Below are 19,120 nucleotides of genomic sequence, written 5' to 3'. Positions count from 1 at the left end.
TTTCAGGTCGCGCTGTCCTCCGCCAGCCTGAGCAACAATGCCATCGCCTCTTCCGCCCGCTCGGCCGGCACGAACAGATGGTCGTGATAAAAAGCCGAGACCGGATTGACGCCCATGCCGGCGGCGGCGAGGCGCGCGGTGATGGCGGCAAGGAAGCCGACCGCTTCCAGCGAGGAGTGGATGTTCAGCGTGATCATCCGGCAGCGGAACGAGGCCGCCAGCCCCATGGTCTGCGCGGCTTCCTCGGTCACGATCAGGGTCGTGCCTTCGCGCTCGCGAAACACCATCACCGGCTCCAGGCCTTCGGGCCGCGGAATGCCGGGCTTCAGCGTGGCAAAGACATAGGTGCCATCAAGCAATTCCGGCGTCATCGACGCCAACAGAGTCCTCAGATCGGTCTCGCCGGTCATTTTTCTCGCCTGTATCGGGACGGCCGCGGGCTTCTCAATATCCGCAACCAGCACACACCGGTAGTCCGCACACCGTGTGGACGACATGGCGATGTCGTTGGCGGCTGCGCTTGCGCATCTGGCGCATCGCACAATAGAGGATCTGAGGGCCGACGCCGGCCCGTGAAAGGCTCCGAATGATCGTTCGCCCGCGCCCCACCTTCCTGCAGTTGTTCTTCATCATGCGCGGCTCGGTGGTGCCACGCATCCTGCCGCAGATTTTCGGCTTCGCGATCTATTCGGCGGTCATCCTTGTCCTGGCGCGCTGGTTCCAGCTCGATCTCGGCGTCTTCAACATCACACCCTTCGGCCTGGTCGGCGTGACTTTGTCGATCTATCTGTCGTTTCGCAACAACGCCGCCTATGACCGCTGGTGGGAGGCGCGCAAGCTGTGGGGCGCGCTGGTCTTCGAAATCCGCAATCTGGCCCGCGCCACGACCAGCCTCATCCCCGATCGGACCGAGCAACGCGCCCTGCTGATGGAGGCGTTGGCCTTCTGTCATTTCCTGCGCGGCCAGTTGCGCAGGATCGACAGCGTCAAGGACGTCCGTGCCTTCATCGAGGCAGAAGCCGAGACGGCGGCGCGTTTCGCCAATCCGGCGGACGAGATGGTCAGGCGCATGGGCCGCCGTGCCAACGCGCAGCGCCAAATTGGCGAGTTCGACACGATTGGTTTCCGCATCCTGGATGAGAGGCTGGCATCAATCACCGCCATCCAGGCCGGCTGCGAGCGGATCGCCGGCACGCCCTTGCCCTTCGCCTACACGCTGCTGGTGCACCGCACGGCCTACATCGTGTGCCTGCTGTTGCCGATCGGCCTGATCTCGACCACCGGCTGGGCGACGCCATTGTTCACCGCGCTGATCGCCTACACCTTCTTCGGCCTCGACGCGCTTTCGGAAGAACTCGAGGATCCGTTCGGCACCGAAGCCAACGACCTCGCGCTCGACGGCCTGTGCCGGGTCTGTGAAATCTCTGTGTTCGAGGCCCTGGGCGAAACGCCGCCAAAGATGCTGCCGGCCGAAAAGTTCTATTTTTCGTAAGGCCGCAGCGTCAAAGAATCCGGACACTTGTCGGACCGACGCCTCACGGCACGTCCTTGGTTCGACCCCGCTGAAAAGGGGCTGACCAACCGGAGGGAAACCAATGAGCATTTCCGAAATCGCGCCCGTCTCATCCGGCGCCTTGTGGACCGGCCGCGTGCTCAGCGGCCTCATCGTCCTGTTCATGATCTTCGACGGCGCCATCAAGCTGCCGCCGCTCGATATCGTCACCCAGACGATGGTGCCGCTCGGCTGGCCGGCCGACGCCAACGTCGCGCGCATGCTGGGTGCTATCGGCCTGGTCTCGACCGCGCTCTACGCACTGCCGCGCACCTCCGTGCTCGGCGCCATCCTGCTCACCGCCTATATGGGCGGCGCCATCGCCACCAATGCGCGTATCGGCAATCCGCTGTTTTCGCACACGCTGTTCGGCGTTTATCTCGGCATCATCCTGTGGGGCGGCCTCTATCTGCGCGATCCCAGGGTGCGCGCTCTGATCCCGCTCAGCCGATAGCAGTTCCGCGCCACCCGCTGCTGGCTGCCATGGCGATCTTGATTCTCTCGGGATCAAATTAGCCGCCTGAGAGTTAAGCCCTTGGCGGCGAGACGGCGACCCGCATGTGAGAGGAACGACAAATGAAGAAAATCCTGACCATTCTGGTGCTGACGACGGCGCTCGGCGCCTGTTCGCAAACGGAGAAAGGCGCGGCCGTCGGTGGTCTTGGCGGCGCCGCGGTCGGCGCAGCGGTGGCTGGTGACCCGGTGCAGGGCGCAGTCGTCGGCGGCGCTGTCGGCGCGGTGGCCGGGGCGCTGATCGGCCATGCCAGCGAAAGCGGCCAATGCCGGTACCGCGACCGCTACGGTCGTACCTATGTCGATCGTTGCCCGAGCGGCTATTGATCGGCGACCAAGATTGAACACAGCAAAACGGCGGGCACAGGCCCGCCGTTCTGTTTCCACAAGGAATAGGAAGCGATTATTCCGCCGTGGCGGCTTCCGCTTCGGCCGGTGCGGCAGTGGCCGCGGCGACGGCGGCAGCGGCGTCTTCCTGGGCCTTCTTCAGCAGCGCGGCGCGTTCCTGCGCCTTCTTGCCGGGCTCGGCCTTCTTCGGGTTGGAGCGGGCTTCGCGCTTGGCAAGGCCGGCTTCGTCGAGGAAGCGCAGCACGCGGTCGGTCGGCTGGGCGCCGTGCGACAGCCAATGCTTGACGCGGTCGGCGTCGACCTTGATGCGCTCGCCGTCCTTCGGCAGCAGCGGGTTCCACGAGCCGAGCGACTCGATGAACCGGCCGTCGCGGGGCGAACGGGCGTCGGCGACGACGACGTGGTAGTAAGGACGCTTCTTCGAGCCCGCACGGGCCAGTCGGATCTTCAGTGCCATTTTCTTTTCTCCTAAAAGCTCTGATTTCGTTGATTAATCGAGGCTGGTCATCAGCCGGTTTTCGTCACGCCGTTGGCAGCGAGTTTTTTGACCCGCCGCTGCTCGAAGCGGCGATCTGTTCGTGGTGGCGGATCACTTCGCGGACGACGAAGTTGAGGAATTTCTCCGCGAAATCGGGGTCGAGATGCGCGTCATGCGCCAGCTGGCGGAGACGCGCGATCTGCTGCTGCTCGCGCGCCGGGTCGGCTGGCGGCAGGCCATGCTCGGCCTTGAGCACGCCGACCGCCTTGGTGCAGCGGAAGCGCTCGGCCAGCATATGGATGAGGGCTGCATCGATGTTGTCGATCGAGGCGCGGTAGCCGGCCAGGATGATGCGGGCGTCGGCCATGTCCTTTTCTTCGTTCATCCTTGTCCTCACTTCTTCTTGCCCAGACCCGGCAGACCGCCACCGCCGCCAAGGCCGGGCAGCCCCGGAAGTTTCATGCCGCCGGGCAAGCCCGGCAGGCCAGCGCCGCCCGGGGCGGGCAAGCCCTTCATGCCGCCGAGGCCGGCGGCCTGCGCCTGCTTCTGCAAGGCTTCGAGCTGCTTGGGGTCCATCTTCGACAGATCGGGCATGCCGCCGCCCATCATGCCGCCCATGCCACCAGGCATCATGCCGCCGAGGCCCATCTTGGAGGCAAGACCGCCCATCATGCCGCGCATCAAGCCGCCGCCTTTGCCCTTGCCGCCCATCGCCTTCATCATGTCGGCCATGCCGCGATGCATCTTGAGCAGCTTGTTGATCTCGGCGGCATCGGTGCCGGAGCCGGCGGCGATGCGCTTCTTGCGCGAGTGTTTCAGCATGTCGGGATTGGCGCGCTCGGCCTTGGTCATCGAGGAGATGATGGCGAGCTGGCGGCCGAACATCTTGTCGTCGAGGCCGGCCGCGGCCATCTGGTCCTTCATCTTGCCCATGCCGGGCATCATGCCCATGATGCCGCCCATGCCGCCCATTTTCGACATCTGCTGAAGCTGCTGGGCTAGATCGTTCAGGTCGAACTTGCCCGACTGCATTTTCTTGGCCATCGCCGCCGCCTGCTCGGCGTCGATGTTTTCCGCCGCCTTCTCGACGAGCGAGACGATGTCGCCCATGCCCAGGATGCGGTCGGCGATGCGCTTGGGGTGGAATTCCTCCAGCCCGTCCATCTTCTCGCCGGTGCCGATCAGCTTGATCGGCTTGCCGGTGACGGCGCGCATCGAAAGCGCGGCGCCGCCACGGCCGTCGCCGTCCATACGGGTCAGCACCAGGCCGGTGATGCCGACGCGCTCGTCGAAGCTTTTCGCCAGGTTGACGGCGTCCTGGCCGGTCAGGGAGTCGGCGACCAGCAGGATTTCGTGCGGGCTCGACACCTTCTTGATGTCGGCCATCTCGACCATCAGCGGCTCGTCGATATGGGTGCGGCCGGCGGTGTCGAGGATGACGACGTCATGGCCGCCGAGCTTGGCCGCCTGCACGGCGCGCTTTGCGATATCGACCGGGTTCTGGCCTGATATCACAGGCAGCGTCGCGACCTTGACCTGCTCGCCGAGCTGGCGCAGCTGCTCCTGCGCGGCGGGGCGCCGCGTGTCGAGCGAGGCCATCAGGACCTTCTTGTTCTGCCGCTCGGTCAGGCGCTTGGCGATCTTGGCCGAAGTCGTCGTCTTGCCGGAGCCCTGCAGGCCGACCATCATGACGACGACCGGCGCCGGCGCGTTGAGATCGACGGCGACGCCCTCGGCGCCGAGCATGTCGACCAGCTCGTCATGGACGATCTTGACGACCATCTGTCCCGGCTTGATCGACTTGAGCACCGCCGCGCCGACGGCCTTCTCGCGCACCTTGTCGGTGAAGGAGCGGACCACTTCCAGCGCCACGTCGGCCTCGAGCAGCGCACGGCGCACCTCGCGCAACGCCGCCGAGACATCAGCCTCCGACAGCGCGCCGCGGCCAGTCAGGCCGTTCAGGATGGAGCCAAGGCGCTCCTGCAGCGATTCAAACATCTTGCTTCCTTCGATCCCGGTTCATTCGACCCGAGAGGTAATGCGTTCGCGCCCAGTCTCCAAGCAAAAGCCAGTCCAAGCAAAAGCCCAAAACCAAAAAGCACCCGGGGGCGCACAGCGCTGCCGGGTGTTGGCCTCCAGGATCTGTTTACAGCACTTGGCCTCAAAGAGGCTTCGGCGTCCTGGTCGGCTTGCTCGGAGGGATACTCGTCGCGGAATTCGGGGGCTGTAGACAGGAAATCGGCGCGAGAGTCAAGGCAAGGCCCGCGTCACGCCGTTCCCGGGCCGCGATCAGGCCGCACCCGCGCCGTCCGTAACCTCGGCCGTAACCCTCAGCGGCGAGCGCGGATGCAGCAGCAAGACAATCGTCAGCAGGCTGCAGGCGATGCCGATGAGGGCAATGAGAATGGCATCCGACATCATCCAGCCCGGCCCTTCGAGCGGCTTGGCGGTGAACAAGGCGAAGGAATTGTAGCTCTCCTGATGCGAGATCAGCAGGAAGCCGGTCAGGTTGTTGCCGAGATGAGCGCCAAGTGCCGCGCCGAGATTGCCGGTGGCATAGACCACGAGCGTCAGAAGCAGCGCGAAAGCGGCGATCGAGACCAGGACGCAGGCGTTGATGGCGGCCGAGGAGCCGCCGCTCCAGTGCAGCGAGGTGAACAGCAGGCCGGGCAGCAGCCCCCAGATGAAAGGGTTGCGGAACCGGTTGGCCAGGCCGCGCAGCAGGTAGCCACGAAACAGCACCTCTTCCGACGAGGTCTGCAGCAAGACGAGCGCGACGATCGGGATCGCGAACAACAGCCAGGACGACAGGCTGATCGTGCCGCGAGCGATCCCCGGCTCCAGCAGATAGAGCAGGATTTCGGACAAAGCCGAGGTGATCAGCACCGCGATCAGCCCCTTGAGGAAGTCCGGTCGCGATACGCGGCGGCCAGTGCCGAGGAGGGCCGACAGCGGCTCGCCATGCACCCAGCGCATGGCGATCCACAGGCCGATCCAGATCCCGCCGAAAGAGGTGAGCGCGCTGAGGATGCCGATCGGCGAGGCAAGGAAGCCCTCCATGCCGTATGGCGAAGCCGCCGCCTGCCAGGCGAAGTAAACATGGCTGCCGCCGAACAGCACCGCCGCGGTGGTGGCGCCCCAGAACAGGACGACGATCAGCGTTCCCAGCAACAGGCGCGGCAAGGTCGTCCTGGCGTTCGGGCTGTTGCGATACCGCTCGAAGGCAGTGTCGTCGATTGTCACGCTTGTCCTCGATCCCAATCCATAGCTGCTTGATCTAGCCGATGGCCTCGGGAATCGGAATCGATATCAGCAGGGACAGGCGCAAACTGGCGGCCGCGACACCCGGCGCTGGCCGGCTTGCCCCGATCGCCAACCCAGGTGTCGCCAGCGGCCGCGACGGCGACCGCCGGCGTCTATCAACGCACCACGTACATGATGCGCCGTGTCTGCGGATCGATCAGCGCGCGCTGGCCGTTCACATAGACATAACGGTAGTTGTAGTCAGGAATTTCGCGCAGCTCGACCGTGTCTGGCAGGGTCGCGCCGGTGACCACCTCGCCGTCGAGATAGACGGGGTCCAGCCGGTGGGTGTCGACATAGGTCCGCACCGCGGCCGGCGGCGCGGGGAACTCGCCTACGACAGGATCACTGGAAATGATCGCGCCGGTATAGTCGGTGGAGTAGTTGCCGATGTCCTCCGGCGGCGAGACGACGGCGACAGCGGAGCGGCGCTGCGTTAGCACCACACGGCTGCCGCCGAAATCGGCGGTGACGTAGTCGGAATAAACCCAGCCCTGGCCGCCGGCTTCGGCGATGGTGCACCATTTGCTGTTTTCGATGCAGCCGTTGAGCGTCGCCGACTGGCCCGCGGCGAGCACGCCGATCACCGGATATTGCGGACCCGGACCGGCGCGCACATTGAGATCGGTGACCGCCGAGACAGCGGTATCGGCCAATGCGGCGCCAGACATTGCGGTCAGCATCCCGGCTATTGCGGGAAACAATAAGGATTTCATGGGTACTCTCCGTTTTCGTGACCCCTCGGCTGTGAAAACGGGGCAGCGGCGCATGCGTTCCGGCTAAAGTGCGCGAGCCAACTCACGATTTGTTCCCGCGCCTTTCGGCAAATCGGTCACAAGGTCGTGAACAAAGGCGAGTTTTTGCGCCGTCACGTCCGAAATGACGAAGGGGTAGAGATCGGGCAGGCCCATGCAGCGGTTGATCGAATTGGAGGCTTCCGACAGCACCAGCCAGCGGACAAGGATCCTGTCGAAAGGCTCGGGCGTGTTTGCAGGCTCCGAAGGCGCTGCCTGCAGTTCACCGCCGGTGTCGCCCCGTGGCAGTTCGTTCGCCTCCACCGTTTCCAGCCGGCCGAGCGGGAAGTTCAGGGCATGGACCATCTCCAGCGTGTCGGTGATATGCAGGTGGTGGGCCCAGGTCTCGGCCCAGTCCTCCCATGGGTGCGAGGTGGCGTAGGCCGAGATGTGGTTTTGCTGCCAGTCGGGCGCGGCGCCGTTGGCGTAGTAAACCTTCAGCGCCTGTTCGTAGTCGGCGCGTTCGTCGCCGAACAGAGCGCGGAAGGCCTCCAGCCTTTGCGGATCGTCGCGGATCAGCCGGTCCCAGTAATAATGGCCGAGCTCGTGGCGGAAATGGCCGAGCAAGGTGCGGTAGTTCTCGCCCATCTCGATGCGACGTCTTTCACGCTCGGCTGAATCGGCCTCCGCGACGTTCAGCGTGATCAGGCCGTTGTCGTGACCGGTGAGAATCCGTTCGCCGCCCGGGCCGCCACCGATCGGATCGGCGAGGAAGTCGAAGGCCAGCCCGATTTCGTCCGTCGGGCTCTGCTTGGGCGCGACCGGCAGGCCGAAGGCGAGCAGCGAATAGATGGCGCGCTTCTTCGCCGCCTCGACACGGATCCAGCGGCGGCGGTTGCCGTCGACGGAGAGGTCGGGGATCAGCTGGTTCAGCACGCAGGCACGGCAGAAGACCTGCCCCGGCTCGGCCATCCAGTTGCAGGCGCATTCGTCGGCGTTGGTGCACTGGATGGCGCCATCGACGCCGGACAAGACAAAGTGCGCGCCCTCGGGATCGTAGAGCACGAGACTGCGGCAGTTCAGGCATTGGGCGTTCTCGAAATAGAGACGGTGGCCGCAATGCGGGCAGTCGAAAAGTTTCATGTCGATCTCAATTCATCAGGAAGGCATAGGATGCATGGCGGCCCGTGCCCAAACGCGAACCACCGGCCGGCGTTCCGCACTCCATCGAGACTATTTCGCTTCGCCGGTCCGGCCGCCCCGCCGATGCTGTCCACGGCCGGCATCAACGTCTCTCATGCCTGGCCTCGCCATAATAATCACTTGATCGTAGGCAAATTCCCCGGCATTCGCCAGCATCGCGCCACAGACGGTGACAAATGCGCGTTTCGCTGGCAAATTCGCAATCGGGACGTGAATCAGGCAATCAGGAGAACAACATGGCATTTCTTGCCAAGGGTAGGATTTTAGCGGCCGCAATGGTGGCGGTGCTTGGGCTGGCAACGGGCGCGCAGGCGGCGGCCAGTTGCGGCAAGACCGGCGCCGGCTTCGACGCCTGGAAGCAGGATTTCGCCGCCGAGGCCAAGTCCGAGGGTGTCGGGTCGAGGGGCCTGGCCGCTCTGGCGGGCGCGACCTACGCAACGAGGACGATCTCCGCGGACCGCGCCATCCACAAGGCTTTCAGCGGCTCGGTGGACGATTTCATGAAACGCCGTGGCGGGTCGGCGATCATTTCCAAGGGCCGTTCGCTGAAGAAGTCGAACGCGGCGCTGTTCAACCAGATCGAAGCCAATTACGGCGTGTCGCCGGGCGTGTTGCTCGCCATCTGGGGCATGGAAACCGGCTTCGGTGCCTCGATGGGCAACCAGAACACGGTCTCAGCGATTTTGACGCTTGCCTATGATTGCCGCCGTCCGGACTATTTCCACCCGCATGCCATCGCGGCCCTGAAGCTGGTTGACCGCGGCGCGTTGACCTCCTCGTCGGTCGGCGCCATGCATGGCGAGGTCGGCCACACGCAGTTCCTGCCCGGAAATGTCTTGAAATATGCGGTCGGCAACGGAAACCTGCGCGACAAGGCCACCGCGCTGGCTTCCACCGCCAACTACCTCAAGGGTCATGGCTGGCGGGCCGGCGCGAGCGCGAGCGCCAATATGGGCGCGATTGCCGGCTGGAATTCGGCAAACGTCTATCAGCAAGCCATCGCCCGCATCGCCGACGCGATCGACGCCAACTGATCGAACATGCGGTATTGAACGAAGAACCCGGCCTCCGCGCTGGGTTTTTCATTTCACGTCGAGCGCATAGGAGCAGCCGGCCAGCGCCTTGCCGGGATGGGACTCGACCGTCGAGACGTTGAGCGTGATGCGCGTGACAAGGCTCACGCCGCCGGCTTCCTCGGTGTTTTCGGCCACGACCTTCTCGCCGAGGAATTTGCCAGGCGTCGAGACCGTCGCCGGGACGTCGAGCTGGCGGGCGAGGTCCGGTGCGGCGATGCCGTCAAGCACCGCCATCGGGCCCGTCGCGGTAAAGACGATCGCTCCGGTCTCGCGCCCGAAGACGTGGACCGGGGCGGGCAAGCTGTATTGGCGCAGGAACGGATTGCCTGACGGAACTTCTTTCCAGCCGAGCGTGTCCGCCACGCTGGGCTCGCCTGCCAGCCAGAGGGCAAAGCCGTTGTAGCTGGGCACGTCGACCCGGCACTCGATCAGCGCGGCAAGGTCGAGCGGGCCAGGGTCGAAATCCCCGGCCATGGCTGGGGCCGCCAGAAGGACCAGCGGCACCAGGCATCGGCCGGGACAGCGCATTCCGTCTAGCTGTTGCGGTTGCGCGCGGCCAAAGTCCGCAGCCTCAGCGCGTTGAGGCGGATGAAGCCGGCGGCGTCCTTCTGGTCGTAGGCGCCACGGTCGTCCTCGAAGGTGACCAGCGCGTCGGAATAGAGCGTCTTCTTCGACTTGCGGCCGGTGACCATGACGTTGCCCTTGTAGAGCTTCAGCCGCACCGTGCCTTCGACGTCTTCCTGGCTCTTGTCGATCATCGCCTGCAGCATCAGACGCTCGGGCGAGAACCAGAAGCCGTTGTAGATGAGTTCCGCGTAGCGCGGCATGAACTCGTCCTTGAGGTGCGCCGCACCCCGGTCGAGCGTAATCGATTCGATGGCGCGATGGGCCACGATCAGGATGGCGCCGCCGGGCGTTTCATACACGCCCCGCGATTTCATGCCGACGAAACGGTTCTCGACCAGGTCGAGTCGGCCGATGCCATTGTCGCGGCCGAGATCGTTGAGGGCGGCCAGCATGGTGGCCGGCGACAGCTTCTTGCCGTTGAGCGCGACCGGATCGCCCTTGAGGAACTCGATTTCGATCTCGGTGACGGCATCCGGGGCGTCCATCGGCGACACGGTGCGCTGGTGGACGAATTCCGGCGGCTCGCTCCATGGATCTTCCAGCACCTTGCCCTCGGAAGAGGAGTGCAGAAGATTGGCGTCGACCGAGAACGGCGCGTCGCCGCGCTTGTCCTTGGCCACGGGAATCTGATGCTGTTCGGCGAAGTTGATCAGGTCGGTGCGCGACTTGAACGACCAGTCGCGCCATGGCGCGATCACCTTGATGTCGGGGTTGAGCGCATAGGCCGAAAGCTCGAAGCGGACCTGGTCGTTGCCCTTGCCGGTGGCGCCATGCGCGATGGCGTCGGCGCCGGTCTCCCTGGCGATGTCGACCAGGTGCTTGGAGATCAGCGGCCGCGCGATCGAGGTTCCCAAGAGATAGGTGCCTTCGTAGACGGTGTTGGCGCGGAACATCGGGAAGACGAAGTCGGCGACGAATTCCTCGCGCACGTCGACGATGCGGATGTCCTTGATGCCCATCATCTCGGCCTTCTTGCGCGCCGGCTCCAATTCGCCGCCCTGGCCGAGATCGGCGGTGAAGGTGACGACTTCGGCGCCGAGTTCGGTCTGCAGCCATTTCAGGATGATGGATGTGTCGAGGCCGCCGGAATAGGCGAGCACGACCTTCTTGACGTCTTTGGTCTTGGACATTTCTGCTCCGTCGAAAAGCGGACGCTTGAGGCAATGGCGTCACGGATTGTCGGAGCGCCTTTTAGCAGGAACCGCAAAGCGAGCAAGCGCAGGCGGCGCCAGCCTTCTGATCCAGCCAATGGCGGGGCAGCCGAACGGGTTGGGGAAACAACCTGCTACAATCAGTGGCTGCATTTATATGCCGTATTTAATCAAGTTTTCACCCCCAGCCGCTAAACAACCAAGACAGAGCCGCCTGGCCGCATGTTGGCGCCGAAGCGGCTTTTGCCCGTTCGTCGCGGGTATCCTCGGGCTTGGGTCATCCTCGATGCGCGTTATATCCTGCATCGTCACGGAGCATAATCTGTGGCTTGTCCTGCTGGCCGCGCTGATGTGCGTCACCGGCTGCTGGGTGACGATCGGTCTCCTGGATCGCGCCAGGAAGACCGTCGGCATGCAGATGCGGGGCTGGCTGTTCCTGACCGCGGTCGCGGCCGGCTCTTCGATCTGGTGTACGCATTTCATCGCCATGCTGGCCTATCAGCCCGGCGCGCCGATCACCTTCGATCCGGCGCTCACCATGATATCCCTGGTCATCGCCATGGTTGGAACCGGGGCGGGTTTCGGTCTTGCCCTCGACAAAAGCCGCGGCCTGGCGCCGGAATGGGGCGGATGCCTTGTTGGGCTGGCAATCTGTGCCATGCATTATACCGGAATGATCGCCTATCACGTGGCCGGCATCGTCGAATGGGACGCCCGCTATGTGGTCGCTTCGCTGCTGATCGCGATGGCGTTCTCCGCCGTGGCGATCGGCCAGGCGGAGCGCCGGCCATATCGCTGGTCGCACTATCTCGGCATTGGATTGCTGGTGCTGGCGATCGTCGGCCTGCATTTCACGGCCATGGCCGCGGTGGCGGTGACGCCGCTCTCCTTCATCACCACGGGCACCAATCCCGATATCCTCGAAGCGATGGCCGTCGCCGTCGCCGTGGTCGGCCTGATCGTCGCGGCCACAGGCTTTGCCAGCTACCTGATCGACGAACGCGGCCGGCTCGAGAGCTTCGAGCGACTGCAGCACCTTGCCCTCAACGATGCGCTGACAGGTCTCGCCAACCGGGTCTCCTTCAACGACCGCCTCGACCATGAGATCGAGCGGGCACGCGAGGGAGGCGCGATGACGGCCGTCATCGTCATCGATCTCGACCGCTTCAAGGAGATCAACGATCTCAGGGGCCATGCGGCCGGCGACCAGGCACTCAAGATCATCGCCCGCAGGCTGGCGAAACTGACCGGCGACGGCGAGTTCGTCGCCAGGCTCGGCGGCGACGAATTCGCCGCCATCAAGCAATTCAAGGACCAGAACGAGCTGCTCGGCCTGGTTTCACGCCTGGAGAAGTCCCTGTTCGAGCCGCTGCTGCTCGACGATTTCGAGACCGTTACCGGCGCCAGCATCGGCGTCGCCGTCTATCCGCGTGACGGGGCCGACCGGGAGAGGCTGGTCAGCAATGCGGATCTGGCCATGTACCGGGCCAAGAACGACGTGGCGCGGGCCGTCTGTTTCTACGAATCGGCCATGGACGAGACGGCGCGGGCACGGCGCGCCCTGGCCACCGACCTTCGCCAGGCCATCGAACGTGGCGAACTCACGCTCCACTACCAAGTGCAGACTTCGGTTTCGACCCGCGCCACCTGCGGCTACGAGGCGCTGCTGCGCTGGACCCATCCGGTGCATGGCATGATCCCGCCCGCCGAATTCATTCCGATCGCCGAGGAGAACGGCTCGATCCTGGCGATCGGCGAATGGGTGCTGCGCACCGCGTGCCGCCAGGCAGCGTCCTGGGACAAGGGTCACAAGATCGCGGTCAACCTGTCGCCGGTGCAGCTCGCCCATGCCGATCTCGCCAAGCTCGTCCACCAGATCCTGGTCGAAACCGGCCTGTCGCCGAGGCGCCTCGAACTGGAGCTGACCGAATCGACGATCGTCGCCGACAAGGTCCGCACGCTGCACGTGCTGCGCCAGATCAAGGCGCTGGGCGTGACGATCGCGATCGACGATTTCGGCACCGGCTATTCGTCGCTCGACACGCTGCGCTCGTTTCCGTTCGACAAGATCAAGCTCGACCGTTCCTTCATGGCCGATGTCGAGCGCAGCCCGCAGGCCAAGGCGATCATCCGCGCGGTGCTGACACTGGGGCGCAGCCTTGACATTCCGGTGCTTGCCGAAGGTGTCGAGACGCATGTCCAGCTCACCATCCTGCAAGTGGAAGGCTGCAACGAGGCGCAAGGCTACTTCCTCGGCCGCCCCAAGCCGATCGACCAGATTTTGCTGACCGGAGCGGCCGCCCATTCGCTGGCCGAGATCGATCTGTCGGCGGCTTAGAAAACCCCGCCGCGGGAGGATACTCCCGCCTGCGCATCTGGCGTCGGCGCGGCGTATCTTGTATAGGCTCGGGACCTTCCCGAGGCCTTGCATGTCCTTCATTCCCGATACGACCACGCTGATCCAGTTCGCGATCGCCACCGTGATCCTGGCGATCACGCCGGGCCCCGACATGACGCTGTTCGTCTCGCGCACGCTGAGCCAGGGCCGCGCCACCGGCTTTGCCTCGATGGCCGGCGCGTTGTGCGGCACGCTGATCCACACCACGCTGGTGGTGGTCGGCGTCTCGGCGCTGATCGTCGCCTCGCCGATGGCTTTCTTCGTGCTGAAGATCTTTGGCGCCGGCTATCTCGTCTTCCTGGCCTGGCAGGCGATCGCCAAGGGCTCGGCCTTCTCGCCGGAGAAGAAGACAGGCCCGCGGATTTCGCTGCTGCGCAGTTGGGCGGCGGGGATCGGCGTCAACCTGCTCAACCCGAAGGTCATTCTGTTCTTCATGACCTTCCTGCCGCAATTCGTCTCCGCGCACGATCCGAACGCGCCCGGGAAGCTGTTCTTCCTCGGCGCCATGTTCATCGTCCTGTCGATCCCGGTGACGGTGCCGATGGTGCTGGCGGCGGAAAAATTCTCGGCGGCGATGAAGGCCAGCCCGCGCGTGACGCGGGTGGTCGACTATCTCTTCGCCGGCGTGTTCTCGGCCTTCGCGCTCAAGATCCTGACTGCCCAGGCGAAGTAGGGGCTTTCTCGACCTCCCACCAGCTTCCCGCCCAGCGCCCGGCGCTGAGCCAGTAGAAGATGCCGCCGACCATGCCGCCGCCAATGACGGCCAAGATGGCGCTGGTCTCGGTGACCGCGAAAGCCGATTCGCGGACATTGTCGACGAGGCCGAGGAAAACCCCCGCCACCAGCGCGCCCGCCAGCGCGTAGAACAGCCAGTCGCGCCGGCCCAGGATTTCGGCAATCAGGATGACGACGGCGGCCGGCATGAAGCCAAAATAAGCAACGAACAGGGCGACGAAAGGAATGGAAAAATAGAGCGATGCCGTCGCCGCCGGATGGGCTTGCGCCGGCGCGTAGCCGAGCGAGGCCAGGAACAGGACGTTGAGGAAGGCGCTCGCCGCCAGCGCGGCGACGGCGTAGCCGAACAGGATGACGGCGAAGCGCACGATATAGGCGACGAGACGGGTCATGGGGGGTCGCGTCCCGTGAGATGCCCGGACTTGTGTCCAGCCAGAAGCCAGTAGACCCAGCCGGCGGCAACACCGGCCGCGGCCAGAAAACCGAGGAAGCCCGGGTTGAAAACGAAGCCTCCTGCCGAGCCAGGGACAAAAACACCGAAGGCGATCGACGTGACCGCACCCGTGACGGCGAAGTAGAACCATCCTCGCAGCGCCAGCCGTTCGGCGAGGAAGATCGCGGGACCGACGATCAGCAGCGCGCAGATCGCCACGGTCAGCACGGCGAGCGGGAAGGAGGCCAGCCAGTCGAATGTGAAAATGATCGACCAGTTGCCGTCCTCGATCCCGGCCAGAAGAACGATCAGCAGCACGGGCACCAGGATAGAGGTCAGCACGGCGGCGACGTAGCCGACTGCTATTATGGCGAGGCGCGTGAGGCCGGCGACGAGACGGCTCACACCTCGCCGTGCCCCGCGATCATCATGGCCTCCAGCGCCAGCCGGTCGACCTTGCGCATGCGCTCCGATTCCGACTTCAGCTGGCCGCAGGCGGCCAGGATGTCGCGGCCGCGCGGCGTGCGGATCGGCGAGGCATAGCCGGCATTGTTGATGTAGTCGGCGAATTTCTCGATCGTCTCCCAGTCCGAGCACTGGTAGTTGGTGCCCGGCCACGGGTTGAAGGGGATCAGGTTGATCTTGGCCGGAATGCCCTTGAGCAGCTTGATCAGGCCCTTGGCGTCCTCGATGGAATCGTTGACGTCCTTCAGCATCACATATTCGAAAGTGATGCGCCTGGCGTTCGACAGGCCGGGATAGGCGCGGCAGGCGGCGATCAGCTCCTTCAGCGGATACTTCTTGTTGATCGGCACCAGCAAGTCGCGCAGATCGTCATTGGTGGCATGCAGCGAGATCGCCAGCATGACGCCGATCTCCTCGCCGGTGCGGAAAATCTCGGGCACGACGCCGGAGGTCGACAGCGTGATGCGGCGCTTCGACAGGGACAGGCCGTCGCCGTCGGAGGCGATCAGCAGCGCCTTCTTCACCGCCTCGAAATTGTAGAGCGGCTCGCCCATGCCCATCATGACGATGTTGGAGACTTTGCGCCCTTCGGCCGGCACGATGGCGCCGTCGGGCGTGTCGCGGTCGGGGAAGTCGCCGAGCCGGTCGCGCGCGGTGAGCAACTGCGCCAGGATTTCTTCCGCCGTCAGGTTGCGCACCAGCTTCTGCGTGCCGGTGTGGCAGAACGAGCAGGTCAAGGTACAGCCGACCTGCGAGGAGATGCAGAGCGTGCCTCGGCCTTCCTCGGGGATATAGACGGTTTCGATCTCGACCGGTCGCCCGGCGCCGCGCGGCGGGAAGCGGAGCAGCCACTTTCTGGTGCCGTCGGCGGAAATCTGCTCCTCGACGATTTCTGGCCGGGCGACGGTGAAATGCCTGTCGAGCTCGGCGCGCAGGTCCTTGGAGATGTTGAACATGCCGGCAAAGTCTGAAACGCCGCGCACATACATCCAGTGCCAGAGCTGCTGGGCGCGCATTTTTGCCTGACGCTCCGGCACGATGCCTGAAGCGACGAGAGCCTCGCCGAGTTCGGCTCGTGTCAGGCCAATCAGCGAGGGCTTTTCTGTCTGCACGGGGCGAGCGCGCAAGGCGTCGCGGGCGCCTTCGGCGGTAAGGTCGAGTGAAAGGGTCATGGTTCCACTGATATAAGCGGTTTACGGCCGATTTCATCCATCGGCCCGATGTCAAGCGCGGCGCATAGCACAGCTTGGCGGCAGAGTCATGCCGCGGGCGATCGGGCGGCCTGTCCCGCCGCCGGGTCGCGGTGGACAAGCCGCGCCTGGCTGGTGCTGTTTGCCGGCGCGCGATCGATCACATATTCGTGTTGGCGTAACGGCTGGCGAGCCATCGGCGAACCCTGAAATGGGGCAACTGTGCCCCCGCACAATGGGAGTATGCAGAATGAAATCGATCAAACTCGCCGTCATTGCCGGCGTCGCCGCTCTTTGCGCCTCGCAGGCGTTTGCTGAAGATACGATGGGCACCATGACCATGATGAAAGGTGGCCAGGTGACGGCGATCATGCCGGACGGGCACATGGGCACCATGATGCCGGACGCGAAGATGAGCGCCGACATGATGAAAATGGCCAAGCCCATCAAGCATTGCATGATGATGATGACCGACGCCAAGGGCAAGGCCTACATGATCGATACGTCGACCAAGAAGGCCCAGGCCGAATGTGAAAAAATGGCCATGTGACGATCTCGCGAGCGCTTGCCCGCCGGCTTGGAGGCCGGCGGGACGGGCAGTTCTCACTTCGATGGAACGGGGGCTTATGCGCTTTGTGAACCATGCCCGCGAGCGGACGCCCAACATCGCGGCCCTTTGGTCCCGGTCCGATCATCAGACTATTGCTTGATTGGCATCGTGCCTGTGTTACGGCTGGGGTTTCCCCACGAGGACAGACATGGCCGGCCAATCGCGAAGACATCCCATGCTGCGGCGTTCGCGCGCCATGTGGGCATCGCGGCGTGTCTGGCAGCCGCGCCTGGTGTTCTGGGCGGGTGCGATCTCGATCGGCCTGATCAGCGTGTTGTTTGCCGTGCTGGCCGACAAGGCACAGGCGCTGTTCCATGTGGTGATCGGCAATGATGGTGGCTGGCGTTCGTATCTGCCGCTGGCGATCACGCCGCTCGGCTTTGTCTTATGCGCATGGCTCGCGCACGCCTTCTTTCCGGGCTCGCAAGGCAGCGGCATTCCGCAAGCGATCGCCGCCCGGCACCTGCGCGACGATGACGACCGCAGCCATATCCTGTCGCTGCGGCTGGTGGTGGGCAAGATAGCCCTCACGCTGGTCGGCCTGTTCTGCGGCGCTTCCATCGGCCGCGAGGGGCCGACCGTGCAGGTCGGCGCCTCGCTGATGCTGCAGGCGGCACGCTGGGGCGGCATGGCGCAGGCGCGCGGCCTGATCCTGGCCGGATCGGCCGCCGGCATCGCCGCAGCGTTCAACACGCCGCTCGCCGGCATCGTCTTCGCCATCGAGGAGATGGGCCGCACCTATGAGGCGCGCACCAACGGGCTGGTGCTGACGGCGGTCATCCTGGCCGGCCTCGCCTCGCTTGGCGTGCTCGGCAACTACACCTATTTCGGCGTGTCCAAGGACACGATCTCGTTTGCCGCCGACTGGCCGCTGGTGATCGTCTGCGGCGTCATCGGCGGCGGCTTTGGCGCCCTGTTCTCGTTGCTGGCGCTGAAGGCGACGCGGCGCATCCGGCGCTGGAACGCGCTGCAGCCGCTGTGGCGCGCGCTGCTGGTGGCGGCCGTCTGCGGGCTGGCCGTGGCGGTGATCGGCATCGTCTCGGGCGGGCTGACCTTCGGCACCGGCTACGTGCAGGCGCGCAGCGCCGTCGAAGGCACGCCCCTGCCCTGGTTCTTCTTTGCCGAGAAATTCGCAGCCGGCCTGCTATCGATGATTTCAGGAATTCCTGGCGGTATCTTCGCGCCCTCGCTGGCGGTCGGCGCCGGCATCGGCAGTTCGCTCGGCCTGGTGTTCGGCGGCAGCGCCGGCGTCGCGGCGCTGCTCGGCATGGCCGGCTATTTCGCCGGGGTCGTGCAGGCGCCGATGACGGCCTTCGTCATCATCCTCGAAATGACCGGCAATCACGACAATGTCATCGGCCTGATGCTGGCCTCGATGCTGGGCTACGGCACGGCGCGCCTGATTTCGCACGAGCCGCTCTATCACGCGCTGTCGCGGGTCTTCATCGCCGAGGCAATCCGGCGGCGGCGGGCGGAGGCCGCATCGGAATCAGGCCTGGGCTGAAAAAGCAAAAAGCCGGGCGTTGCGGCCCGGCCTTGGTTCAAAAACGAAGATAGCCTATTTGCACTTGGCGATCGAGGACAGCGCCGCCGAAATACCCTTCAGCGAGAAGACATAGTTCGTGGGATTGCCGCGGCCCGATTTCGCCGACACCTTCATGTCGGTGCCGGTCTTCATCGCCGCGATCAGCACCGGCTCCTCGGCGGCGTTCTCGACCCAGGCCGATTTTCCGCGCGTGAACATCGAGAAGGTCTTCTTGTCGATGGTGACGGTGGCCTTGGAGCCTTCCTGGAAATTGTAGCCGGCGATGAACTGCGGCTCATAGGATACCTGCTGGCCGGGCCGCTGGCTGACGAAGAAGAACATGTCGCCATGGTCGAGCGTCGGCGGCTGCTTGTCGGTCGGCACGGTCAGCACGTAGCAGACCTTGCCGCCCGACGCCTGGTAACTGTAGGTGCCCCAGGCATTGTGCTGGCCGATCTTGGTCGCCTGCTGCGCCAGCGCCGGCGCTGCCGAGGCGGCCAGGACCAGGCTCGAAACTAGTGCAATCAATCCGCGCATCGTTTTTCCCGTATTCCAAATGGTGCGGAGGCGGGACGCATGGCGTCCTGCCGTCGGTTCATTTTGATTTAATCTGGGTTACCAAACGGTGAAGTTCCCAAGAGAAAAGGACCCTCACCCCAGGAAACCGCCGCCATTTCCGCGCCGCCGCCTTGTCAGCGGCCGGCACGGCGTCCCTTTGGTGACTTGGAGGCCACGAAAACGGCAAGAGTTTGACTTTTGACGCGCCGCTGAACGCCCGA

Annotated in this window: 21 protein-coding genes; 8 read left to right on the top strand and 13 right to left on the bottom strand. The window is 64.6% G+C overall.

Annotated features, from left to right (window positions below):
• Positions 1–2 precede the first annotated feature (2 nt).
• Complete coding sequence (locus EN851_RS21620) at positions 3–410, bottom strand: ACT domain-containing protein (RefSeq protein ID WP_135930011.1); 408 nt, start codon at positions 408–410, stop codon at positions 3–5.
• Positions 411–586: 176 nt separating this feature from the next.
• On the opposite strand from EN851_RS21620, the gene EN851_RS21615 reads away from it, so the two are divergent.
• The 3 genes from EN851_RS21615 (at position 587) to EN851_RS21605 (ending at position 2,392) form a co-directional block, all read left to right on the top strand.
• Positions 587–1,492, top strand: a complete 906-nt coding sequence (locus EN851_RS21615; RefSeq protein ID WP_135930010.1) for a bestrophin family ion channel — start codon at positions 587–589, stop codon at positions 1,490–1,492.
• A gap of 103 nt (positions 1,493–1,595) precedes the next feature.
• On the top strand, positions 1,596–2,006 hold the full coding sequence (locus EN851_RS21610) for a DoxX family protein (protein WP_135930009.1): 411 nt from the start codon (positions 1,596–1,598) through the stop codon (positions 2,004–2,006).
• Positions 2,007–2,128: 122 nt separating this feature from the next.
• Entirely contained in the window at positions 2,129–2,392 is a 264-nt protein-coding gene (locus tag EN851_RS21605) for a YMGG-like glycine zipper-containing protein (RefSeq protein ID WP_127279015.1), read from the top strand.
• Between the two features lie 76 nt (positions 2,393–2,468).
• On the opposite strand, the gene rpsP is transcribed toward EN851_RS21605, so the two are convergent.
• From rpsP to EN851_RS21575, 6 genes are all read right to left on the bottom strand, one after another.
• Complete coding sequence (gene rpsP / locus EN851_RS21600; RefSeq protein ID WP_127279014.1) at positions 2,469–2,870, bottom strand: 30S ribosomal protein S16; 402 nt, start codon at positions 2,868–2,870, stop codon at positions 2,469–2,471.
• 64 nt (positions 2,871–2,934) lie between these two features.
• Positions 2,935–3,276, bottom strand: a complete 342-nt coding sequence (locus EN851_RS21595) for a chorismate mutase (RefSeq protein ID WP_127279013.1) — start codon at positions 3,274–3,276, stop codon at positions 2,935–2,937.
• 8 nt (positions 3,277–3,284) lie between these two features.
• On the bottom strand, positions 3,285–4,889 hold the full coding sequence (gene ffh / locus EN851_RS21590; protein WP_135883771.1) for a signal recognition particle protein: 1,605 nt from the start codon (positions 4,887–4,889) through the stop codon (positions 3,285–3,287).
• A gap of 291 nt (positions 4,890–5,180) precedes the next feature.
• Positions 5,181–6,134 (bottom strand): type II CAAX endopeptidase family protein, encoded by a 954-nt coding sequence (locus tag EN851_RS21585; RefSeq protein ID WP_135930008.1) that lies wholly within the window; start codon positions 6,132–6,134, stop codon positions 5,181–5,183.
• Between the two features lie 176 nt (positions 6,135–6,310).
• The gene (locus tag EN851_RS21580; RefSeq protein WP_127280417.1) at positions 6,311–6,910 is read right to left on the bottom strand and encodes a DUF1236 domain-containing protein; all 600 of its coding nucleotides are present in this window, start codon (positions 6,908–6,910) and stop codon (positions 6,311–6,313) included.
• Positions 6,911–6,973: 63 nt separating this feature from the next.
• The gene (locus tag EN851_RS21575) at positions 6,974–8,071 is read right to left on the bottom strand and encodes a putative zinc-binding metallopeptidase (RefSeq protein WP_135916554.1); all 1,098 of its coding nucleotides are present in this window, start codon (positions 8,069–8,071) and stop codon (positions 6,974–6,976) included.
• 296 nt (positions 8,072–8,367) lie between these two features.
• Between EN851_RS21575 and EN851_RS21570 the strand changes: the two genes are divergently transcribed.
• A complete protein-coding gene (locus EN851_RS21570; RefSeq protein ID WP_127872785.1) occupies positions 8,368–9,165 on the top strand; it encodes a lytic transglycosylase domain-containing protein in 798 nt (265 codons plus the stop codon).
• Positions 9,166–9,213: 48 nt separating this feature from the next.
• Here the strand turns inward: EN851_RS21570 and EN851_RS21565 are convergent, their stop codons facing one another.
• Positions 9,214–9,735, bottom strand: coding sequence for a hypothetical protein (locus EN851_RS21565; RefSeq protein ID WP_135916555.1), 522 nt, complete (start codon positions 9,733–9,735; stop codon positions 9,214–9,216).
• Between the two features lie 5 nt (positions 9,736–9,740).
• The gene (locus tag EN851_RS21560; protein WP_127872787.1) at positions 9,741–10,964 is read right to left on the bottom strand and encodes an argininosuccinate synthase; all 1,224 of its coding nucleotides are present in this window, start codon (positions 10,962–10,964) and stop codon (positions 9,741–9,743) included.
• Between the two features lie 307 nt (positions 10,965–11,271).
• Here EN851_RS21560 and EN851_RS21555 point away from each other — a divergent pair, with 307 nt between their 5' ends.
• Both EN851_RS21555 and EN851_RS21550 read left to right on the top strand, forming a co-directional pair.
• On the top strand, positions 11,272–13,323 hold the full coding sequence (locus tag EN851_RS21555) for a bifunctional diguanylate cyclase/phosphodiesterase (protein WP_245520785.1): 2,052 nt from the start codon (positions 11,272–11,274) through the stop codon (positions 13,321–13,323).
• Positions 13,324–13,414: 91 nt separating this feature from the next.
• Entirely contained in the window at positions 13,415–14,056 is a 642-nt protein-coding gene (locus tag EN851_RS21550) for a LysE family translocator (protein ID WP_127280596.1), read from the top strand.
• On the opposite strand, the gene EN851_RS21545 is transcribed toward EN851_RS21550, so the two are convergent.
• From EN851_RS21545 to rlmN, 3 genes are read right to left on the bottom strand one after another with little or no spacing between them, the layout of a single operon-like run.
• The gene (locus EN851_RS21545) at positions 14,028–14,510 is read right to left on the bottom strand and encodes a hypothetical protein (protein WP_135930006.1); all 483 of its coding nucleotides are present in this window, start codon (positions 14,508–14,510) and stop codon (positions 14,028–14,030) included. The two genes, EN851_RS21550 and EN851_RS21545, sit on opposite strands and share 29 nt — an antisense overlap.
• Complete coding sequence (locus EN851_RS21540; RefSeq protein WP_135863465.1) at positions 14,507–14,956, bottom strand: hypothetical protein; 450 nt, start codon at positions 14,954–14,956, stop codon at positions 14,507–14,509. Before EN851_RS21540 ends, EN851_RS21545 begins: the two co-directional genes overlap by 4 nt.
• Entirely contained in the window at positions 14,953–16,188 is a 1,236-nt protein-coding gene (gene rlmN / locus EN851_RS21535; protein ID WP_135930005.1) for a 23S rRNA (adenine(2503)-C(2))-methyltransferase RlmN, read from the bottom strand. The genes EN851_RS21540 and rlmN overlap by 4 nt, the downstream gene beginning before the upstream one ends.
• A 268-nt stretch (positions 16,189–16,456) precedes the next feature.
• Here rlmN and EN851_RS21530 point away from each other — a divergent pair, with 268 nt between their 5' ends.
• Both EN851_RS21530 and EN851_RS21525 read left to right on the top strand, forming a co-directional pair.
• Complete coding sequence (locus tag EN851_RS21530) at positions 16,457–16,756, top strand: hypothetical protein (protein WP_135863461.1); 300 nt, start codon at positions 16,457–16,459, stop codon at positions 16,754–16,756.
• 208 nt (positions 16,757–16,964) lie between these two features.
• Complete coding sequence (locus tag EN851_RS21525; protein ID WP_135930004.1) at positions 16,965–18,320, top strand: chloride channel protein; 1,356 nt, start codon at positions 16,965–16,967, stop codon at positions 18,318–18,320.
• 54 nt (positions 18,321–18,374) lie between these two features.
• On the opposite strand, the gene EN851_RS21520 is transcribed toward EN851_RS21525, so the two are convergent.
• On the bottom strand, positions 18,375–18,878 hold the full coding sequence (locus tag EN851_RS21520; protein WP_127278701.1) for an invasion associated locus B family protein: 504 nt from the start codon (positions 18,876–18,878) through the stop codon (positions 18,375–18,377).
• Between the last annotated feature and the right edge of the window lie 242 nt (positions 18,879–19,120).

It is taken from the genome of Mesorhizobium sp. M8A.F.Ca.ET.208.01.1.1 (assembly GCF_004791315.1).
GTDB lineage: Bacteria > Pseudomonadota > Alphaproteobacteria > Rhizobiales > Rhizobiaceae > Mesorhizobium.
This window is presented reverse-complemented; position numbering and strand designations above follow the sequence as displayed.

Coding starts and splice junctions, on each gene's coding strand:
- EN851_RS21620 (WP_135930011.1), bottom strand. CDS start 410: ATGACCGGCGAGACCGATCTGAGGACTCTGTTGGCGTCGATGACGCCG.
- EN851_RS21615 (WP_135930010.1), top strand. CDS start 587: ATGATCGTTCGCCCGCGCCCCACCTTCCTGCAGTTGTTCTTCATCATG.
- EN851_RS21610 (WP_135930009.1), top strand. CDS start 1,596: ATGAGCATTTCCGAAATCGCGCCCGTCTCATCCGGCGCCTTGTGGACC.
- EN851_RS21605 (WP_127279015.1), top strand. CDS start 2,129: ATGAAGAAAATCCTGACCATTCTGGTGCTGACGACGGCGCTCGGCGCC.
- rpsP (WP_127279014.1), bottom strand. CDS start 2,870: ATGGCACTGAAGATCCGACTGGCCCGTGCGGGCTCGAAGAAGCGTCCT.
- EN851_RS21595 (WP_127279013.1), bottom strand. CDS start 3,276: ATGAACGAAGAAAAGGACATGGCCGACGCCCGCATCATCCTGGCCGGC.
- ffh (WP_135883771.1), bottom strand. CDS start 4,889: ATGTTTGAATCGCTGCAGGAGCGCCTTGGCTCCATCCTGAACGGCCTG.
- EN851_RS21580 (WP_127280417.1), bottom strand. CDS start 6,910: ATGAAATCCTTATTGTTTCCCGCAATAGCCGGGATGCTGACCGCAATG.
- EN851_RS21575 (WP_135916554.1), bottom strand. CDS start 8,071: ATGAAACTTTTCGACTGCCCGCATTGCGGCCACCGTCTCTATTTCGAG.
- EN851_RS21570 (WP_127872785.1), top strand. CDS start 8,368: ATGGCATTTCTTGCCAAGGGTAGGATTTTAGCGGCCGCAATGGTGGCG.
- EN851_RS21565 (WP_135916555.1), bottom strand. CDS start 9,735: ATGCGCTGTCCCGGCCGATGCCTGGTGCCGCTGGTCCTTCTGGCGGCC.
- EN851_RS21560 (WP_127872787.1), bottom strand. CDS start 10,964: ATGTCCAAGACCAAAGACGTCAAGAAGGTCGTGCTCGCCTATTCCGGC.
- EN851_RS21555 (WP_245520785.1), top strand. CDS start 11,272: ATGCGCGTTATATCCTGCATCGTCACGGAGCATAATCTGTGGCTTGTC.
- EN851_RS21550 (WP_127280596.1), top strand. CDS start 13,415: ATGTCCTTCATTCCCGATACGACCACGCTGATCCAGTTCGCGATCGCC.
- EN851_RS21545 (WP_135930006.1), bottom strand. CDS start 14,510: ATGACCCGTCTCGTCGCCTATATCGTGCGCTTCGCCGTCATCCTGTTC.
- rlmN (WP_135930005.1), bottom strand. CDS start 16,188: ATGACCCTTTCACTCGACCTTACCGCCGAAGGCGCCCGCGACGCCTTG.
- EN851_RS21530 (WP_135863461.1), top strand. CDS start 16,457: ATGAAATCGATCAAACTCGCCGTCATTGCCGGCGTCGCCGCTCTTTGC.
- EN851_RS21525 (WP_135930004.1), top strand. CDS start 16,965: ATGGCCGGCCAATCGCGAAGACATCCCATGCTGCGGCGTTCGCGCGCC.
- EN851_RS21520 (WP_127278701.1), bottom strand. CDS start 18,878: ATGCGCGGATTGATTGCACTAGTTTCGAGCCTGGTCCTGGCCGCCTCG.